This window comes from Dongshaea marina, from assembly GCF_003072645.1.
Classification (GTDB): Bacteria; Pseudomonadota; Gammaproteobacteria; order Enterobacterales; family Aeromonadaceae; genus Dongshaea; species Dongshaea marina.
Map to the genome: position 1 here is coordinate 4,984,363 of NZ_CP028897.1, position 17,946 is coordinate 5,002,308.

At 50.9% G+C, this 17,946-nt stretch carries 15 protein-coding genes and 2 pseudogenes; 2 read left to right on the top strand and 15 right to left on the bottom strand.

Going from position 1 to position 17,946, the window contains the following annotated elements; all coding sequences use genetic code 11:
• The first annotated feature begins 42 nt into the window (after positions 1–42).
• On the top strand, positions 43–366 hold the full coding sequence (locus DB847_RS23395; RefSeq protein ID WP_108652825.1) for a helix-turn-helix domain-containing protein: 324 nt from the start codon (positions 43–45) through the stop codon (positions 364–366).
• A gap of 60 nt (positions 367–426) precedes the next feature.
• Here the strand turns inward: DB847_RS23395 and glmU are convergent, their stop codons facing one another.
• The 15 genes and pseudogenes from glmU to mnmG form a co-directional block, all read right to left on the bottom strand.
• Complete coding sequence (glmU, locus tag DB847_RS23400; RefSeq protein ID WP_108652826.1) at positions 427–1,788, bottom strand: bifunctional UDP-N-acetylglucosamine diphosphorylase/glucosamine-1-phosphate N-acetyltransferase GlmU; 1,362 nt, start codon at positions 1,786–1,788, stop codon at positions 427–429.
• A gap of 331 nt (positions 1,789–2,119) precedes the next feature.
• Positions 2,120–2,374, bottom strand: coding sequence for a hypothetical protein (locus tag DB847_RS23405; RefSeq protein ID WP_108652827.1), 255 nt, complete (start codon positions 2,372–2,374; stop codon positions 2,120–2,122).
• 35 nt (positions 2,375–2,409) lie between these two features.
• On the bottom strand, positions 2,410–3,435 hold the full coding sequence (locus tag DB847_RS23410; RefSeq protein ID WP_108652828.1) for an SGNH/GDSL hydrolase family protein: 1,026 nt from the start codon (positions 3,433–3,435) through the stop codon (positions 2,410–2,412).
• 343 nt (positions 3,436–3,778) lie between these two features.
• A complete protein-coding gene (locus tag DB847_RS23415) occupies positions 3,779–4,207 on the bottom strand; it encodes a F0F1 ATP synthase subunit epsilon (protein ID WP_108652829.1) in 429 nt (142 codons plus the stop codon).
• Positions 4,208–4,227: 20 nt separating this feature from the next.
• Positions 4,228–5,610, bottom strand: coding sequence for a F0F1 ATP synthase subunit beta (atpD, locus tag DB847_RS23420; RefSeq protein WP_108652830.1), 1,383 nt, complete (start codon positions 5,608–5,610; stop codon positions 4,228–4,230).
• A 33-nt stretch (positions 5,611–5,643) separates the two neighbouring features.
• Complete coding sequence (atpG, locus tag DB847_RS23425; RefSeq protein WP_108652831.1) at positions 5,644–6,507, bottom strand: F0F1 ATP synthase subunit gamma; 864 nt, start codon at positions 6,505–6,507, stop codon at positions 5,644–5,646.
• 53 nt (positions 6,508–6,560) lie between these two features.
• A complete protein-coding gene (atpA, locus tag DB847_RS23430) occupies positions 6,561–8,102 on the bottom strand; it encodes a F0F1 ATP synthase subunit alpha (protein ID WP_108652832.1) in 1,542 nt (513 codons plus the stop codon).
• A 17-nt stretch (positions 8,103–8,119) separates the two neighbouring features.
• Positions 8,120–8,653, bottom strand: a complete 534-nt coding sequence (gene atpH, locus DB847_RS23435; protein WP_108652833.1) for a F0F1 ATP synthase subunit delta — start codon at positions 8,651–8,653, stop codon at positions 8,120–8,122.
• A 12-nt stretch (positions 8,654–8,665) separates the two neighbouring features.
• Complete coding sequence (gene atpF, locus DB847_RS23440; protein WP_108652834.1) at positions 8,666–9,136, bottom strand: F0F1 ATP synthase subunit B; 471 nt, start codon at positions 9,134–9,136, stop codon at positions 8,666–8,668.
• Between the two features lie 67 nt (positions 9,137–9,203).
• Positions 9,204–9,443: a F0F1 ATP synthase subunit C gene (gene atpE, locus DB847_RS23445; protein WP_108652835.1), complete on the bottom strand. Its 240-nt coding sequence runs from the start codon at positions 9,441–9,443 to the stop codon at positions 9,204–9,206.
• A 63-nt stretch (positions 9,444–9,506) separates the two neighbouring features.
• Positions 9,507–10,289, bottom strand: a complete 783-nt coding sequence (gene atpB / locus DB847_RS23450) for a F0F1 ATP synthase subunit A (protein WP_108652836.1) — start codon at positions 10,287–10,289, stop codon at positions 9,507–9,509.
• 525 nt (positions 10,290–10,814) lie between these two features.
• Positions 10,815–11,792, bottom strand: coding sequence for a ParB/RepB/Spo0J family partition protein (locus DB847_RS23455; RefSeq protein WP_108652837.1), 978 nt, complete (start codon positions 11,790–11,792; stop codon positions 10,815–10,817).
• A 104-nt stretch (positions 11,793–11,896) separates the two neighbouring features.
• Positions 11,897–12,661: pseudogene (locus tag DB847_RS23460) on the bottom strand (ParA family protein); the annotation flags it as partial.
• 24 nt (positions 12,662–12,685) lie between these two features.
• Entirely contained in the window at positions 12,686–13,306 is a 621-nt protein-coding gene (rsmG, locus tag DB847_RS23465; protein WP_108652839.1) for a 16S rRNA (guanine(527)-N(7))-methyltransferase RsmG, read from the bottom strand.
• Positions 13,307–13,476: 170 nt separating this feature from the next.
• Positions 13,477–15,365 (bottom strand): annotated as a pseudogene (mnmG, locus tag DB847_RS23470) (tRNA uridine-5-carboxymethylaminomethyl(34) synthesis enzyme MnmG).
• Positions 15,366–16,065: 700 nt separating this feature from the next.
• Between mnmG and DB847_RS23475 the strand changes: the two are divergent.
• A complete protein-coding gene (locus DB847_RS23475) occupies positions 16,066–17,895 on the top strand; it encodes a cation:proton antiporter (RefSeq protein WP_108652840.1) in 1,830 nt (609 codons plus the stop codon).
• Positions 17,896–17,946 lie beyond the last annotated feature (51 nt).

Genomic DNA, 17,946 nt, shown 5'->3' on the forward strand with positions numbered 1-17,946 from the left:
ATCCCCTGCTCATAACCAGCGATCACTTGTCAGGAAAGAACCATGAGTGAGCAGCATATAGAGCGCGTCTTAAAACTACTGATTGCCGAACGCCAAAAGAAAGGGATCACCCTCAACACCATATCCAAAAGCACCGGGATCAGCCTATCAACCATACAATCTTGGTTCTCGCAGAGCAGAAAGCCAAACAATATTAGTAAGTTAAGAATACTTATCGACTATTTTGAAATTGATGAAGGTACTTTGGAGTGTCAGGATGAGGCATCCGTAGACTACGAGATGTGGTTTATTCAGCTTTCGCTGGAGGAACAGAGGATGATCTATGAGATGTCCCATTTCTGGAAAAAGAAGCTGCAACTCTTTTAAAGATTGATTCACAGGCTGTGGTAATCACCTCCCGGCAACTACCACAGCAAACCGCAAATATTACTTCTTCTTCACCGGCCGCTGCCAACCCTGGATATGGCGCTGCTTAACCCGGGTCAGAACCAACTCATCCGCCCCGACATCGCGGGTAATGGTAGAGCCTGCGGCAACGGTCGCACCCTTGCCAATGGTCACCGGAGCCACCAGCTGGGTATCAGAGCCGATAAAAGCCTCATCCTCGATCACCGTCTGGAACTTGTTGGCTCCATCATAGTTACAGGTGATGGTTCCCGCTCCGATATTGACCCCACGGCCTATGGTCGAATCCCCGAGATAGGTCAGGTGATTTGCCTTAGACCCCTCCCCTAAGCTAGATTTTTTCATCTCAACAAAGTTACCCACATGGGAGTTACGGGCCATTTGAGCACCGGGACGCAACCGGGAGAAGGGCCCTATGGTGCAATCATCAGCAACGGTCGCATCTTCAATCACACTATAAGGACGCACCAGGGTGTTATCGGCAATTGAGCAGTTTTTCAGGACGCATCCGGCACCTATGGTTACATTGCTTCCCAGGGTCACCTCTCCTTCAACCACCACATTGATATCGATCTCGACATCCTGACCACAACGCAATTCACCGCGCAGATCAAAACGAGCCGGATCCAGCAGGCGAACCCCCTGCATCATCAGGCGTTGTGCCTGGCTCTTCTGATAGAGGCGCTCCAGCTCAGCCAGTTGCAAACAGTTGTTGGCACCATGGATCTCATCCACACTGTTTGGGTGGACCGCAGCAATCGTTTTGCGCTCTGAGTGCGCCATGCCAATGATATCCGTGAGATAGTACTCGCCCTGAGCGTTATCATTGCTCAGGCTGTTCAGCCAGCCCTTGAGCTCTTTGGCTCCGGCGATCACCATCCCGGTATTCACTTCATGGATCTCCAGCTGCTCAGGGGTTGCATCCTTCTGCTCAACGATACCAACCACCTGACCCAGGTTACGCACGATCCGACCATAGCCAGTCGGGTTATCAAGCTCAACGGTCAACAGGGCGATCCCACCCTGTGGCTTAGCCTGAATCAATCGCTCCAGAGTCTCTGGCGAAATCAGGGGAGAGTCGCCATAGAGTACCAGCACATCATCCTCATCGGCGATGGCCGGGGCCGCCTGCGCCACCGCATGGCCGGTTCCCAGCTGCTCGGCCTGATACACCCAGTTAAGCCCCTGTTGACTAATCCGTGACTTAAGCTGATCACCACCAAAGCCATACACCAGATGAATTCCGGCCACTCCCAGAGAACTCACCGCATCAATGACATGCTGAACCATAGGTTTGCCAGCCACAGGATGCAGCACTTTGGGAAGAGAAGAGTTCATGCGGGTACCTTTTCCCGCAGCCAGAATCACAACATGGGTCGCCATAATTATCCTCAGTGAGTCGCTTATAACTGCTTAAAATTTATCGGCTCATCATACCAGCAAAGCCTTGTTTCCAATAGACGACAAGCCTTTACAGGCATAAAAAAAGCCAGTCCGGAGACTGGCTTTTGCCGCAGATATCGCTGCTCGAATTAACGGACACGCCGTTGACGAGTAAACTCGATAACTCGCAACTGAGCGATCGCCTTGGCCAGTTTTTGCTGGGTTAACTTGCTGTTTCAGACTGCCGAGATGTAAAGATTTAAGACTTGGGTTATCTGATCCAGAAGTGATAAGCCCAGCCGAAGAAGGATGGGCCAGGCTCAAAAGATAACTAGCCCCCTAGAGCAGCCTGTTGAGAGATGTAGTGAGCCAGTTCCATGTTCACCTCTGAGGTATAGTGGGCATTATTCCAACTGAAATAATACTGATCCTCTTCCGGGCTGGTCAGGCAGTTATTATTCTGACCAAGGCTAGGATCAATGTAAGCTCCGGAATCCGCATTGATACAGGTCTTGCCAGCATCAATAGCCTCCTTGTACTTCACTTGTGCCGCCAGAGTATCCAGCTCTTTTCCTGAATCGACCACGAATACTTTGCTATTTACCTGATTAGGGATAGCTGCTAGCCCTTATTATAACTTTGCACCGCGTAATCAAGGATTCGATTAATATTTCCCCCAACGACAGGTACATGCCAGTAGGTATATCCCTCATGAAGGTTAGACAGGCTCGGCAGGGTCATCAGCACAATTTTGTCGTCCTTGCCAGCTGATGAAATCAGTCTCTGTACCTGGGTTTGGACAGAAGCGACCAATGGCTTGACGAGCTCATTATCCACCTGATCTTTGATCTTTTGTGGGACTTTTTTATCGAACTGAGGCGTCAGGAACATACTAATCCCACTGACACTCAGTTTACTCTTGAGATACTTGGCAATGTCATTACCACCGATATAGATAATATATGTGGATTTCTGATCTGCCTTGTTGAGACCAAATCGCTTTGAATCTTCCTGATAAAGCGAAACCTGAGTGGCTAGGTTAGGGATCTCAAGATCATCAAACTTATAGCCATGTTGCTGATCATAGGAACCATCCTGAGTGTGTTCCTGATATAGGGCTCGCTGTTGCATGATGCTGCTTGATGTGCAGGAGCCTGGATAATCGGAACCATTGTCATGGTAGCACTTCCCTGCCTCTCCTTCGGCTAAAGCACTACCCCAAGCGTAGTTGATACTTTGTACCTGCCCCGGGGGATTTTTCTGTAACTGATACCAGGAGGTCAGTGCAGGCGCCTGACCTGAAGCGATCTCTTTGTTAAATATAAAATATAGAGGCCAATTAATACTATAGAGCTGCTTTTGTTGACCCTTGATCTCTCCCTGCTCTCCAATACTCTGCTGTAAAAAATCCTGAGTTGGAAACAGGTATCCCTGCTGATCGGATGTGCCATATTTTTCTGATGGCACCGGATTGCTAATAGGGACATAGAGATTAAAGTTATCTAACTTGGGTTTGCTAACATCTGAGGGCTCCGGGTAGTTGTCCGTGTCACTCAGGCTATCGCCGAATATGACATAGTTTGTAGTGGAGGCGAAACTGGATGCAGATGTGAGTAAAAGAAGAAACAAAAGAAATCTGGATTTCATACTGGCTCTCTCTTGGTTTATCTTGAGCACTTGATTTAGCTAGACTCGAGAAGTATAAATCATGCTAAACTTAGCACTAATCCCCTCTGCCAGTCTTTTGTAAACCATCAGAAAACTATTTAAAACGCGCTCTTTTTTAAAAAATTTCAGGTCTTCCTCTTAGGTCTCGATAAATCTTATCTTCAGCCCATACTTCAGCATTGCACTCTCGAACCAAACCTCACCATATACCAGCCCCGGAATTGTCCTCACTTGCCCCTTTTTAAATTGAGATAGATTTTCCTACAGGCATAAAAAAAGCCAGTCCGGAGACTGGCTTTTGCCGCAGATATCGCTGCTCGAATTAACGGACACGCCGTTGACGAGTAAACTCGATAACTCGCAACTGAGCGATCGCCTTGGCCAGTTCAGCCTCAGCCTGGGCGTATTCAATATCGCCGTGAGAGTTACTGATCTGGTCTTCGGCCGCCTTCTTGGCTTCCTGAGCCTTGGCTTCATCCAGATCAGTGGCGCGGATCACCGTATCTGCCAGCACAGTTGCCGTACCAGGCTGGATCTCCAGCATGCCACCGGAGATATACATCACCTCTTCGGATCCATGCAGTCGCACAATCTGCACCATTCCCGGACGGATCTGAGTCAGCAGGGGCGCGTGACCATGGTAGATCCCAAGCTCCCCTTCTAAGCCGGTCAGACTCACTGATTCGACCGCTCCGGAGAACAGCATCTCTTCGGCGCTCACCACATCCAGATGGAAGGTCATTCGTGACATAGGGTTCTCCTCGTCGAGATTTACAGGGCCTTGGCCTTCTCGACTACCTCATCGATGCTACCAACCATGTAGAACGCCTGCTCAGGCAGATCATCGTACTCACCGTTCAGGATGCCCTTAAAGCCACGAATGGTCTCTTTGAGAGGAACATACTTACCTGGTGAACCGGTGAATACCTCGGCCACGAAGAATGGCTGGGACAGGAAACGCTCAATCTTACGCGCACGGGATACGGTCAGCTTGTCATCTTCTGACAGCTCATCCATACCCAGGATCGCGATGATATCTTTAAGCTCTTTGTAGCGCTGCAGAACCATCTGAACCGCGTGAGCAGTCTCATAGTGATCCTGACCAACCACCAGAGGATCCAGCTGACGAGAGGTTGAATCCAGTGGATCAACCGCAGGGTAGATACCCAAAGAGGCGATCTGACGGGACAGTACCACGGTCGCATCCAGGTGGGCGAAGGTGGTCGCCGGTGATGGATCCGTCAAGTCATCCGCGGGAACATAAACCGCCTGGATCGAGGTGATAGAGCCGGTACGGGTCGAAGTGATCCGCTCCTGCAGAACCCCCATCTCTTCAGCCAGAGTTGGCTGATAACCTACCGCAGATGGCATACGACCCAGCAGTGCCGACACCTCGGTACCCGCCAAGGTATAACGATAGATGTTATCAACAAAGAACAGAACGTCACGACCTTCATCACGGAATTTTTCCGCCATGGTCAGACCGGTCAGTGCCACTCGCAGACGGTTTCCTGGTGGCTCGTTCATCTGGCCATAAACCAGGGATACCTTATCGAGAACGTTAGACTCCTTCATCTCATAGTAGAAGTCGTTACCCTCACGGGTACGCTCACCAACACCGGCAAATACAGAGAAACCTGAGTGCTCGATCGCAATGTTACGAATCAGCTCCATCATGTTTACTGTCTTACCTACACCCGCACCACCAAACAGACCGACTTTACCACCCTTAGCGAATGGACAAACCAGGTCGATAACCTTGATGCCGGTTTCCAGCAATTCCTGGGAGTTTGCCTGCTCTTCATAGCTTGGAGCCTCACGGTGGATACCCCAACGCTCCTCTTCGCCGATTGGGCCCTTCTCATCGATAGGGGTGCCCAATACATTCATGATACGACCCAGGGTAGCTGTACCCACGGGAACCTTGATCGGCTCACCGGTAGATACCACTTCCAGACCGCGCTTGAGGCCTTCAGAGGCGCCCATTGCGATACAGCGAACAACGCCGCCACCCATCTGCTGCTGTACTTCCAGAACCAGTTCATGATCCTGGGAAGTCAGTTTCAGAGCATCGTATACCCGGGGAACTGAGCCCTCTGGGAATTCTACGTCCACAACCGCACCGATTATCTGGACGATAGTACCGTTACTCATGTTAAATCCTCTAAACCTTTGTAATCACTCAGCCTACACAGCCTGGGCGCCCGCACAGATCTCACTCAGTTCCTGAGTGATGCCTGCCTGACGAGCCTTGTTGTATACAAGCTCCAGATCTTCAATCAAGTCGCCAGCATTATCTGACGCAGCCTTCATCGCGACCATACGGGACGCCTGTTCACAAGCCAGGTTCTCAACTACCCCCTGATACACCTGAGATTCGACATAACGAACCAGGAACTGCTCCAGCAGTGCATCGGTTTCAGGCTCATAGATATAGTCCCAGCGATGTCTCGCCAGCTCACTATCTTTGGCCTTGGGTAGTGGCAGCAACTGATCTACCGTAGGATGCTGGACCATGGTGTTTTCAAACTTGTTGTACGCCAGGTACAACCGGTCGATCTCACCACGCTCATACGCTTGCAACATCACTTTTACCGTACCGATCAGGTCACTGACTGACGGGTGGTCACCCAGTCCGGAAGCCTGTGCTCTGACCTGGCCACCATGCCTTTCAAAAAAGCTGGTTGCCTTATTTCCGATCAGGGCAAAATCAACACCTGCATCCTGTTCGTTCCACTGCTTCATATCACGCAGCGTATCTTTAAACAGGTTGATGTTGAGGCCACCACACAAACCACGGTCGGTTGAGATGATGATATAGCCAACGCGCTTTACTTCCCGCTCTTCCAGGTAGGGGTGCTGATATTCCAGGCTCCCCAACGCGATGTGGCCGATCACCTTACGAATGGTTTCAGAATAGGGACGACTGGCAGCCATCCTGTCCTGAGCTCGACGCATCTTCGACGCCGCAACCATCTGCATAGCGCTGGTGATCTTTTGAGTGTTTTTAACACTCGCGATCTTTGTACGTATCTCTTTAGCGCCGGCCATCTCTTTCTCTCCGCTAGTACAAGGCTGCCCTCAAGGCAGCCGGAACAATCAACTTACCAAGTCTGAGTCGCCTTGAAGCTGTCCAGCATAGCTGCCAGCTTGCCTACGATCTCATCGTTGTAATCAGGATTGCTGTTGATCTGAGCCATGAACTCGCCATGCTCAGTCATTGCGTAAGAGAGCAGAGATGCCTCGAAGTCACCGATTTTCTTCAGGGTGACATCGCCGAGATAGCCTTTCTCAGCCGCAAACAGAACCAGGGCCTGCTCAGCAACTGACATTGGGCTGTACTGCTTCTGCTTCATCAGCTCAGTAACTTTCTGACCGTGATCGAGCTGCTTGCGCGTTGCATCGTCCAGGTCTGAGGAGAACTGAGCAAATGCCGCCAGTTCACGATATTGAGCCAGTGCGGTACGGATACCACCAGACAGCTTCTTGATAATCTTGGTCTGAGCTGCACCACCTACACGAGATACTGAGATCCCCGGGTCAACCGCAGGGCGGATCCCTGAGTTAAACAGCTCGGTGGTCAGGAAGATCTGACCGTCGGTGATCGAGATTACGTTGGTCGGTACGAACGCAGATACGTCGCCCGCCTGAGTCTCGATGATTGGCAGAGCGGTCAGAGAGCCGGTCTTACCTTTCACCTTACCGTCGGTGAATTTCTCTACATACTCATCATTCACCCGAGCAGCACGCTCCAGCAGACGAGAGTGGAGGTAGAATACATCCCCTGGATAAGCTTCACGTCCTGGTGGACGCTTCAGCAGCAGGGAGATTTGACGATAAGCAACCGCCTGCTTAGACAGGTCATCATAGATGATCAGCGCATCTTCACCACGATCGCGGAAGTATTCACCCATGGAGCAACCTGAGTATGGAGCCAGATACTGCAGGGCAGCGGCTTCAGACGCAGATGCAACTACGACAATGGTGTTTTCCAGGGCGCCATGCTCTTCGAGCTTACGCACCACGTTGGAGATGGTGGAAGCCTTCTGGCCGATCGCAACATACACACAGCGAATGCCAGACTCTTTCTGGTTGATGATGGTATCAACGGCGATCGCTGTCTTACCCGTCTGACGGTCACCGATGATCAGCTCACGCTGACCACGACCGATTGGGATCATGGAGTCGATAGACTTAAGACCGGTTTGAACCGCCTGGTCAACCGACTTACGCTCGATAACCCCTGGTGCGATCACTTCAACCGGAGAGAAACCGTCATTTTCAACGGGTCCCTTGCCATCGATCGGCTCACCCAGGGTGTTAACCACACGGCCCAGAAGTTTTGGACCAACCGGAACCTGCAGGATACGCCCGGTTCCTTTAACTTTCATGCCTTCAGCCAGGTCAGCGTATGGTCCCATGACCACCGCACCAACTGAATCACGCTCAAGGTTCAGTGCCAGCGCATAACGATTGCCTGGCAGCTCGATCATTTCACCTTGCATCGCGTCGGCCAGGCCGTGAATACGAATGATACCGTCACTTACGGAGACGATAGTACCTTCGTTGCACGCCTCACTGACAACGTCAAACTGCTCAATCCGCTGTTTGATCAGATCAGCAATTTCAGTGGAATTAAGTTGCATGCTCTTTGTTTCCCCAATTATGACCGAAGTGCTTCAGACAAACGATCCAGCTGACTGCGGACACTACCGTCAATCACCAGATCCCCTGCTTTTATGACCATTCCCGCCATCAGGGAAGGATCGACACGACAGTCCAGTTTCACTTTGCGTTCGAGACGTTTTTCCAAAGAGGCCAGAATCTTCTTCTGCTGTGCCGCATCCAGCTTCTTAGCTGAAACCACTTCGGCACACACCTCTTTTTCGTGTTCGATCTTCATCTCAGTAAAGAGCTTGAGGACCGCAGGCAACACTTCCAGTCGCCCATTTTCAGCCATCAACTTAATCAGGTTCTTTCCGTGCTGATCCACTTGATCACCACACACCTGAACAAAGATATCGGCCAGTTTCTCGACATTGATTGCACTACCAATCAGGTTTTCAATGGTCTCATTCTGAGCCACCTCAGCGGCAAAGGAGAGCATCTGCATCCACTGTTCGATGGTGCCTTTCTCAACGGCAAAGTCGAAAGCTGCTTTGGCATAGGGACGAGCAACAGTAGTCACTTCAGACATAGCTCGTTCCCCTTACAGCTCGGCTACAATTTTCTCTACGATGTCGCTGTTTGCAGCTTCATCGATCTGACGCGCCAGAATCTTTTCTGCGCCAGCAACGGCAAGAGAGGCAACTTTCTTGCGCAACTCTTCTTTCACGCGATTGCGCTCAGCTTCCAGCTCGGCTTGCGCCTGAGCCAAAATCTTATCTCGCTCGGCCTGAGCCTCCTGAGTCGCCTCATCAACAATCTGAGCCTTGCGCTTATTTGCCTGCTCTATGATTGCCGCAGCCTGAGCTTTCGCCTCTTTTAGCTGCTCTTTGGCATTCGCCTGGGCCAACTCAAGATCTTTACCTGCACGCTCTGCAGAAGCCAGACCATCGGCGATATCCTTTTGGCGCTTTTCAATCGCTGCCATAAGGGGTGGCCAGATGAACTTCATACAGAACCAGACAAAGATAATAAATGCGATAGTCTGGCCGAGGAGTGTAGCGTTCATATTCACAACACAATCCCTCTTCGAAAATGGGTCTTCAAAATACTGCTAAAATACTTGCGAACCAGAACCAGGGTTAGGTCAGAGCAAACATCACGTACAGACCCAGAGCAACAGCGATCATTGGTACCGCATCGACCAGACCCATCATGATGAAGAACTGAGTACGCAGCATAGGCATCAGATCCGGCTGACGAGTGATACCTTCCAGGAATTTTGCACCCAGCGCACCCACACCAATCGCAACACCTACCGCAGCCAGACCAATCATGATTGCAGCCGCAATATAGAGCATATCAATGCTAATAGTCGCCATATTTCTCTCCAGTTTAAAATAATATACAGATTAAAGTTATTCGTTATTTTTCAGTAAATTACATCAGTGCTCTTCGGCTGCCATCGAGATATACATGATGGTCAGAGCCATGAAGATAAAGGCCTGCAAGCTGATGATCAATACGTGGAAAATTGCCCATGGAACACTCAAAATCCACTGAGCATACCAAGGCAGCATTGCCGCGATCAGGATAAAACAGAGCTCACCCGCAAACATGTTTCCGAACAGTCGCAGACCCAGCGAGACCGGCTTTGCGATCAGCTGTACGACTTCAAGGAGAAAGTTAAACGGAATGAGGGCCCAGTGTTTACCCAGAGGTTGTAACGTCAGATCTTTAATGAACCCGGATATACCTTTGAACTTGAATGAGTAGAACAGAGTCAGCACAAACACGTCCAGGGCCAGAGCCATACAGATATTAACGTCAGTGGAAGGAACAATGCGCAGATATTTCACAAGTCCTGTGCTTTCCGCGGCATAAGGGACATAGTCGATAGGGATCAGATCCATCAGGTTCATCAGGAAGATCCAGATGAGCAGTGTCAAAGAGAGCGGCGCAACAAGATTACTCTTGTTGTGATAGATCCCTTTAGCAAAATCATCTACATACTCGACAATCATCTCGATACAGCATTGAAGCTTTCCGGGTACGCCACTGGTCGCCTTGCGGGCAACCATGTAGAACAGACCACAAAAGATGATCCCCAATACAACAGAGAAGAACATGGAATCTGCATTTATCGACCAGAAACTATTCGGATCACCCAGCACAAGGTTGTGCAGGTGATGCTGAATATATTCCTGGGAAGTTAATGGTGCAGCCATTGTTTTTCCTAGTTCTGTGTTTACAACAAAAAGTGACCCTAAAAACTGCTAAGGGTACTGGTCATGTGACGGGAAGAAGAGAGAAGAATGGAAAACTTCAGCGAATCGTTGCTTATCGTTTAGTTCTGATCCCTGCTCCACGCAACCACTTCGCTCCATCCGTTGGGCGTAATTATCTTAGCGAGCACTGTCACGAAGACGCCTGATGATAAGAGCAACAGACTTCTGTCATCCAACAGAACGTTTCCTCTAAATCACAACGGCTGGCGAAGTCACTGCCAGGAATAACAGGAAGAACCAACAGGCTAATCAGATTAGCTGTAACACGGCCCTGCCAATTACCCCTCATCAACGGAAGAGATGACACTCAAGTGGAATCTCTCCCAAGCAGGTGTCGATTATACCCCCGCAAAGTCCGATTGCAACAAACTAAGAGCCCTCTTTAAGAGGCTTAACCAGTCGTTTTCCTGTTGTTTTCCTTGGGTTGCAACAAGATGAACCACAACAACCGGTTGTTACCACTGGTTATTCAGTTACAACAAAAGGTGAAATATTACTTACAATCTTGTCAAATTCCTGTAGCGAACGATAACTTATTTCCAGCTTCCCTCGCTCTTTTGACTGAGCCCGGATCTTGACATCTGTCCCTAACTGTTCACTTAATCGCCGGGCCAGGCGATCAATATCCGGATCAGGCTGAGATTTCGGCTTGTTTTGCTTGGGCTCTTTTACTTTTTTTACCAACCTTTCTGTCTCCCTAACGGAGAGCTCTTTTTGAACAACCTGACGTGCAACTTCAGATTGCTGCTCTCCCTCAAGGGCTAACAGAGCCCTGGCATGGCCCATCTCAAGATCACCATGTTCCACCAAAAGTTGAACATCTGTATTGAGTTGGTTAAGGCGCAGCAGATTACTCACCGCAGCCCTGGATTTACCCACGGCTTCAGCCAGCTGCTGATGCGTCATCTCAAACTCTTCAAGTAAACGCCGCAGGGCCACCGCCTCCTCAATGGCGTTAAGATCTTCACGCTGAATATTTTCTATGAGGGCGATCGCCACTGCCGCATCATCGGCCACATCCTTGATGATACAGGGAACCTGCTCCAGACGAGCCAGCTGAGCCGCACGCCAGCGACGCTCACCGGCGATGATCTCAAAACGCTCATCGCCCAGTGGACGAACCACGATCGGCTGGATAATCCCCTGAGCCCGGATCGAATTGGCTAACTCCTCCAGTGCGCTCTGAGACATATCCTTACGCGGCTGGTATTTTCCCCGGGTTAACCACTCCAGCGGCAGCTCACGCAAGCTGCTCTGCTCATCTTCACCGGCAGAGACCAGCTTAGGCTGTGCAGTCACTTTGGGTTGCAAAGGCTTGGCAGGCTCAACCTTCGCTGGTTTTTGCTCAGTGCCACTGTCATCCAACTGTTTTTGCATCGCCTTGTTACTGTTTCCCAACAAGGCATCCAATCCCTTCCCTAAACCACGCTTTTTTTGAGTCATACTTCACCCTGCATTGGTTCTGCTGATGTGGACTTACTCCTGGAGCTGCCAGCGGTTTTGTTATTGGTGGCAGATGCATTTTTTTGTGATTGTGTGGCCTTCCCCTGCTCCTCACGGCGCAGGATCTCGGACGCCAGAGCCAGATAGGCTTTGGCACCGGCAGATGACTTGTCATAGAACATCGCAGGAGAGCCAAAACTTGGCGCCTCAGCCAGCCTCACATTGCGCGGGATCACGGTCCGGTAAACCGCAGAGTCGAAGTGCTGCTTGAGCTGTTCAGATACCTCGTTCGCCAGCCGGTTACGATGGTCAAACATGGTTCGCAAAATCCCCTCAACATGCAGATCCGGATTCACCACTGCCGCCAGTTTACCGATTGTATCCATCAGGGCAGTAATCCCTTCGAGAGCATAATACTCACACTGCATGGGGACGATCACCGAGGTCGCCGCTGACATGGCATTGACCGTCAGCATATTCAAAGAGGGCGGACAATCGATGAAAATGTAATCGTATTGATCGAGGAAGGGTTTCAGAGAGTTGCGCAGGCGAACCTCCCTGGCAAAAACCTCCATCAGCTTGATCTCGGCCGCAGTCAGATCCGCATTGGCCGCAATCAGATGGTAACCGCCACTGGTCTGCTCGACCCGAACCTCATCCAGTGGCATCTCATCGATCAAAAGATCATAGGCGGTGCGCTCCACCTCGTACTTATCCACACCGCTGCCCATGGTGGCATTGCCCTGGGGATCCAGATCGATGACTAAAACATTGCGCTTCATAGCTGCCATGGAAGCAGCCAGGTTGATACAGGTGGTCGTTTTACCCACACCACCTTTCTGGTTACAGATTGCTATGACTTTTCCCACTTAGCCCCCTCATATCCTATCGGGTTAGTTGTTATATCCAATCACCACCAAGTGGCGCTCACCCTGCAAACAGGGCACAGCGAGAGGATGGATCGCTTCAACAGAGAATGGCGCACTCAGTTGATTCAGCTCATCCTCCGGAACAACCCCTTTCAGCGCAAGAAAAACCCCCTGCTTTGAAGGGAGGTGTTTGCACCATAATAGCATCTCTTGAATGGATGCAAAGGCCCGGCTTAACACACCATCAAATCCCTGCTCCGGTTGGAACTGCTCAACCCGAGACTGGACCGGGGTAACATTGGTCAACCCCAACTCGTGAACCACCTGACGCAGAAAACGCACTCGCTTTCCAAGACTATCGAGCAACACAAACTCCTTGTCCGGATTGGCGATAGCCAACGGGATCCCCGGCAGTCCCGGCCCTGTGCCCACATCGATAAAACGCTGGCCACTCAGAAGAGGTGATACCACCAGGCTATCCATGATGTGTTTGACCAGCATCTCCTCGGGATCCCGTACCGAAGTCAGGTTATAGGCCTTATTCCACTTGTGCAGCAGACCGACATAATCCACAAGCTGCTGAACCTGCTTGTCTGTCAGGCTTAAAGATGTTTGCTCTAGCAGTGATTGTAATTTCTGTAACACGATAAAAATCCTTGGTCTGCTTCCCCCGATATCTATCCGTCACTACGTGACGAGCCAGGTTCCACAGGTACACTTAAACAAAAGCACCCTGGCAACAGCGACTAATGCGTCTGCTAATCAGAGTGCTTAAATAAAACCAATATACTCACAATCCCCTTACAGGAAATTGATCAACTCGACTTTTTCAGTAAGCCACGCTTCTTCAGATGGATCAGCAACACAGAGATAGCGGCCGGGGTAACCCCGGAGATCCTCGCGGCCTGTCCGACCGTCTCAGGCTTAGCGCTGTTAAGCTTGATAATCACCTCAGAAGACAGACCGGGAACCTCCTGGTAATCGAGATCCAGCGGCAGACCGGTTTGTTCATGGCGCAGGTGTTTTTCAATCTCGTCGCGCTGACGCTCAATGTAACCTGCGTATTTCACCTGAATCTCTACCTGCTCGGCAGCCTGACTATGGTCAACCCCCTGCCCCAGCTCCTCGATCTCGACCAGATCCTTGTAAGTCACCTCGGGGCGACGCAACAGCTCTTCCAGACTATTTTCCCGGGTCAGAGGATTCTTTAGGATCTCATTGACCTTGTCTGCCGCCGGATGCTTTGGATTTACCCAGGTCTCACGCAGTCGCTGCCGCTCTTGTTCTATGGTTTCCAGCTTGAGATTGAAAGCCTGCCAGCGCCTGTCATCAACCAGCCCCAGCTCTCGTCCCGCCTCGGTCAGGCGTAGATCGGCATTGTCTTCACGCAGCAGCAGACGATACTCGGCGCGGCTGGTGAACATCCGGTAGGGCTCCTGGGTTCCCAGGGTAGAAAGATCATCCATCATCACCCCGAGATAGGCCTGATCGCGGCGCGGGCACCAGGCCTGTTTTTCCTGAACCTGAAGTGCAGCATTTAATCCCGCCAGCAGGCCCTGGGCGCCGGCCTCTTCATAGCCAGTGGTGCCATTGAGCTGGCCGGCAAAGAATAATCCCTGGATCCACTTGCTCTCCATGCTGGATCTAAGATCCCGAGGATCGAAGTAGTCATACTCGATCGCATAGCCCGGGCGGGTGATCACTGCATTCTCAAACCCCTTCATGGATCTGACGATCTTCATCTGCACATCAAACGGCAAGCTGGTTGAGATCCCGTTCGGGTAAAGCTCGGTGGTTGAAAGACCTTCAGGCTCCACAAAGATCTGGTGTGAATTACGATCCGCAAAGCGCGTCACCTTGTCCTCAATGGAGGGACAGTAACGTGGACCCACTCCCTCGATCACCCCGGCGAACATGGGGCTGCGATCCAAAGAGCCGCGAATAATCTCATGGGTCTGCTCATTGGTATGGGTGATATAACAAGGGATCTGCTGCGGATGATCCGCCCTGGATCCCAGGAAGGAGAACACAGGTACAGGATCATCGCCTGGCTGAGCATCCATCACAGAGAAATCAACACTTCGCGCATCGATCCTCGGTGGCGTCCCGGTCTTGAGACGATCCGTGCGAAACGGCATGGATCTTAAACGATCCGCAAGGCGGATCGAGGGTGGATCACCGGCCCTGCCGCCCTGGTAGTTGTCTAAACCTATGTGGATCCGCCCATTGAGAAAGGTCCCTGCGGTCAGGATCACTGTCTTGGCCAGGATCCGAATTCCGGACTGGGTGACCACCCCTGGATCTTGTCTTGATCCAGGATCAGATCATCACAGCTTTGCTGAAATATCTGTAGATTTTCCTGGTGCTGAAGCAGGGTGCGGATCTTTTCACGATATAAAATGCGATCGGCCTGAGCCCGGGTTGCGCGAACTGCTGGTCCCTTAGAGGCATTCAGGGTACGAAATTGAATGCCACTACAATCAATTGCGTGAGCCATCAGGCCACCCAAGGCGTCAATCTCTTTCACAAGATGACCTTTACCTATCCCGCCTATTGCCGGATTACAGGACATCTGGCCAATCGTTTCTATGTTATGGGTCAGCAGAAGGGTTTTCATCCCCATGCGCGCTGCTGCTGCACAGGCTTCTGTACCAGCATGACCCCCACCAACGACGATCACGTCAAATTGCTCGTGATATTGCATAGATACCTCTGTTTAATAAACCGTTTTGCAGGAATAGTGCTCAGACTCAGGAAAGGGCCGGTTATTCTATCTGTTTGTGACCGAAAGGGAAACGGATTTCTGCGAGGCAAAAAGGATCGTGGATCCGGGGTTATAGATCTTAAGATCATATATGGATCTTTTATTGGATCTTTTATTAGGATCGCGGATCCGTGTGGAAAACCCTCTTTTGATCATAGAGATCATGATGTTAGCTCAGATCCTTTGGTGTGGATAAGCTCTGATCCTCCGGGGAACAAGTTGCGAATAGAATCCCTTGTTATCCACATGCGCCTGGCGAGCTGTATTTAATACATAGGATAAGTTTGAGTAATTCACCGCTTTGATCAGTGGTTATCCACATCCACCCTGTGAATCATTTGGTTTTCTGGGATCTTTTTTCTGGGTAAAGCTGTTAATAACTTGGTGGATATGTGCTTTTATTGGGTGATCCATGATCGTAGGAACCCCTTGCCTGGCTTGGTTTTTCCCTGAGTTTTCGTTACGGATCTTGTTGTGTGGAATGATCTAAAGGAAGATCTGGTTCGGATCTGGTTATCCCCATCTTGTCACCCGATCCTTAACAGGATAATGATCTTTGGGGGCAGGATCATTGCTGGGAATGTGTGGCAAGCCTCTTTAGAATGGATCATTCGAGGATTCAACTGGAAAGGAGTCTTGTGTGCATGAGTTGCTCGTAGTTTCCCTGGCGGGGATCGTTGGTATCGGGGTTGTTTGTCAGTGGCTTGCCTGGAGGATCCGGCTGCCGGCGATCCTGTTTCTGCTGTTGGCCGGGATCATTGCCGGCCCTTTGACCGGCTGGCTACAACCAGACAAAGTATTTGGTCCCCTGCTTTTCCCCCTGGTTTCGATTTCGGTGGCCATCATACTGTTTGAAGGGAGCCTTAACCTTAAGTTTGATGAACTGGCTGGTGTTGCAAAAGTGGTGCGGCGCCTGCTCAGTAGTGGTGTGCTGATCATCTTGCTGGCTTTGACCCCTCTGGCTCACTATCTGTTTGGTTTCCCATGGGATCTTTCACTGCTATTTGCATCCATGCTGGTCGTGACCGGTCCCACAGTGGTTGGATCCATGCTACAGACGGTGCGTCCCTGCGCGAAGGTGGCAAATATTCTCAAGTGGGAGGGGATCCTGATTGATCCCATAGGGGCGATCCTGGCTGTTATCGTGTTTGAGTATATAGCGGCCTCAGGATCCACAGGCCATACACTGCTGGTATTTCTTAATAGCTTATTGGTGGGTTGTGGGTTGGGGAGTATCGCGGGTTATGGTCTGGGGATCCTGCTCAGGCGACACTGGATCCCTGATTTTCTTGAAAATACAACCACTCTGGGATTTGTACTGGCTATCTATATGGTATCGGATCTGATCCAGCCAGAGTCCGGGCTGCTCACAGTGACCATTATGGGTCTATGGTTAGCCAACATGAAGAGTGTGCATATCGCAGATATCCTCGACTTTAAGGAGACCCTTAGCCTGTTGCTGGTTTCAGGGCTCTTTGTGGTGCTGGCTGCACGTCTGGATTTTTCACAGATCCAGCAGGTGTTCTGGCCTGCCTTGCTGCTGATCGCCCTGCTACAACTGGTGATCCGCCCTCTTAAGGTGTGGGTTGCAACCTTTGGTAGCTCCCTGAGTTGGTCGCAACGATTGCTTGTAGGCTGGATTGGCCCTCGGGGAATTGTCGCCGCTGCGGTTGCTTCTGTGTTTGCCCATCACCTTAAAGAACTGGGATACCAACAAGCCTCTTTGCTGGTCCCCCTGACTTTTATGGTGATTATTGGAACTGTCGTTCTGCAAAGTATTACGGCGCGCCCTCTGGCTCTGCTGCTAGGGGAGGCGGCGCCTCCGGCCAGGGGATTTCTTATTATCGGTGCGAATCCCGTCGCCAGGACCATAGCCAAGGTGCTGTCTGATAACGGCATTGCGATTCGGATGACGGATCAGAGCTGGGATAACATCCGTGAGGCGCGGATGCTTAATCTACCCTGCTTTTACGGGCACCCGGTTTCAAAGCATGCAGAGCTGCACCTGGATCTCAGTGGTTTGGGGCAGGTGCTTAATCTCTCCAGCCATACTGACTTTGGCTCTCTTATCAATGCTCACTACCTGGGGGTCTTTGGTCGTAATAAGGTCTTTACTCTATCCATTGCTAAGCTGGAGCAGAGCGAGCGACTTGAGTTGGCGGATCAATATCAGGGCGATCTTCTGTTTGCCGAAGGGATGAGCTTTGGCAAGCTTGCCAGCTTGATCAGTCAGGGGGCATCGATCCGTACCACCCGGATCACTGAACAGTTTGGGATGGGGGATCTTTATAAAGAGTATCAGCTGGTTGTTCCGCTGTTTGCTCAGGATCCGGCTGGCCGCTTGCATCTGTTTACTGCGGCTAATAAGCCTCAGGTTCGCGCCGAGTGGCAACTGATTAGCCTGGTCTCAGAGCGTATCGTGCGAAGCGATGGTGACTCTGAGACTTCATCCTCAGGGGAGCTGGAGTAGCCTGATAACTTGTGGATAACTCTTTGGATTATTTGCTTCATGGGGGTTGGC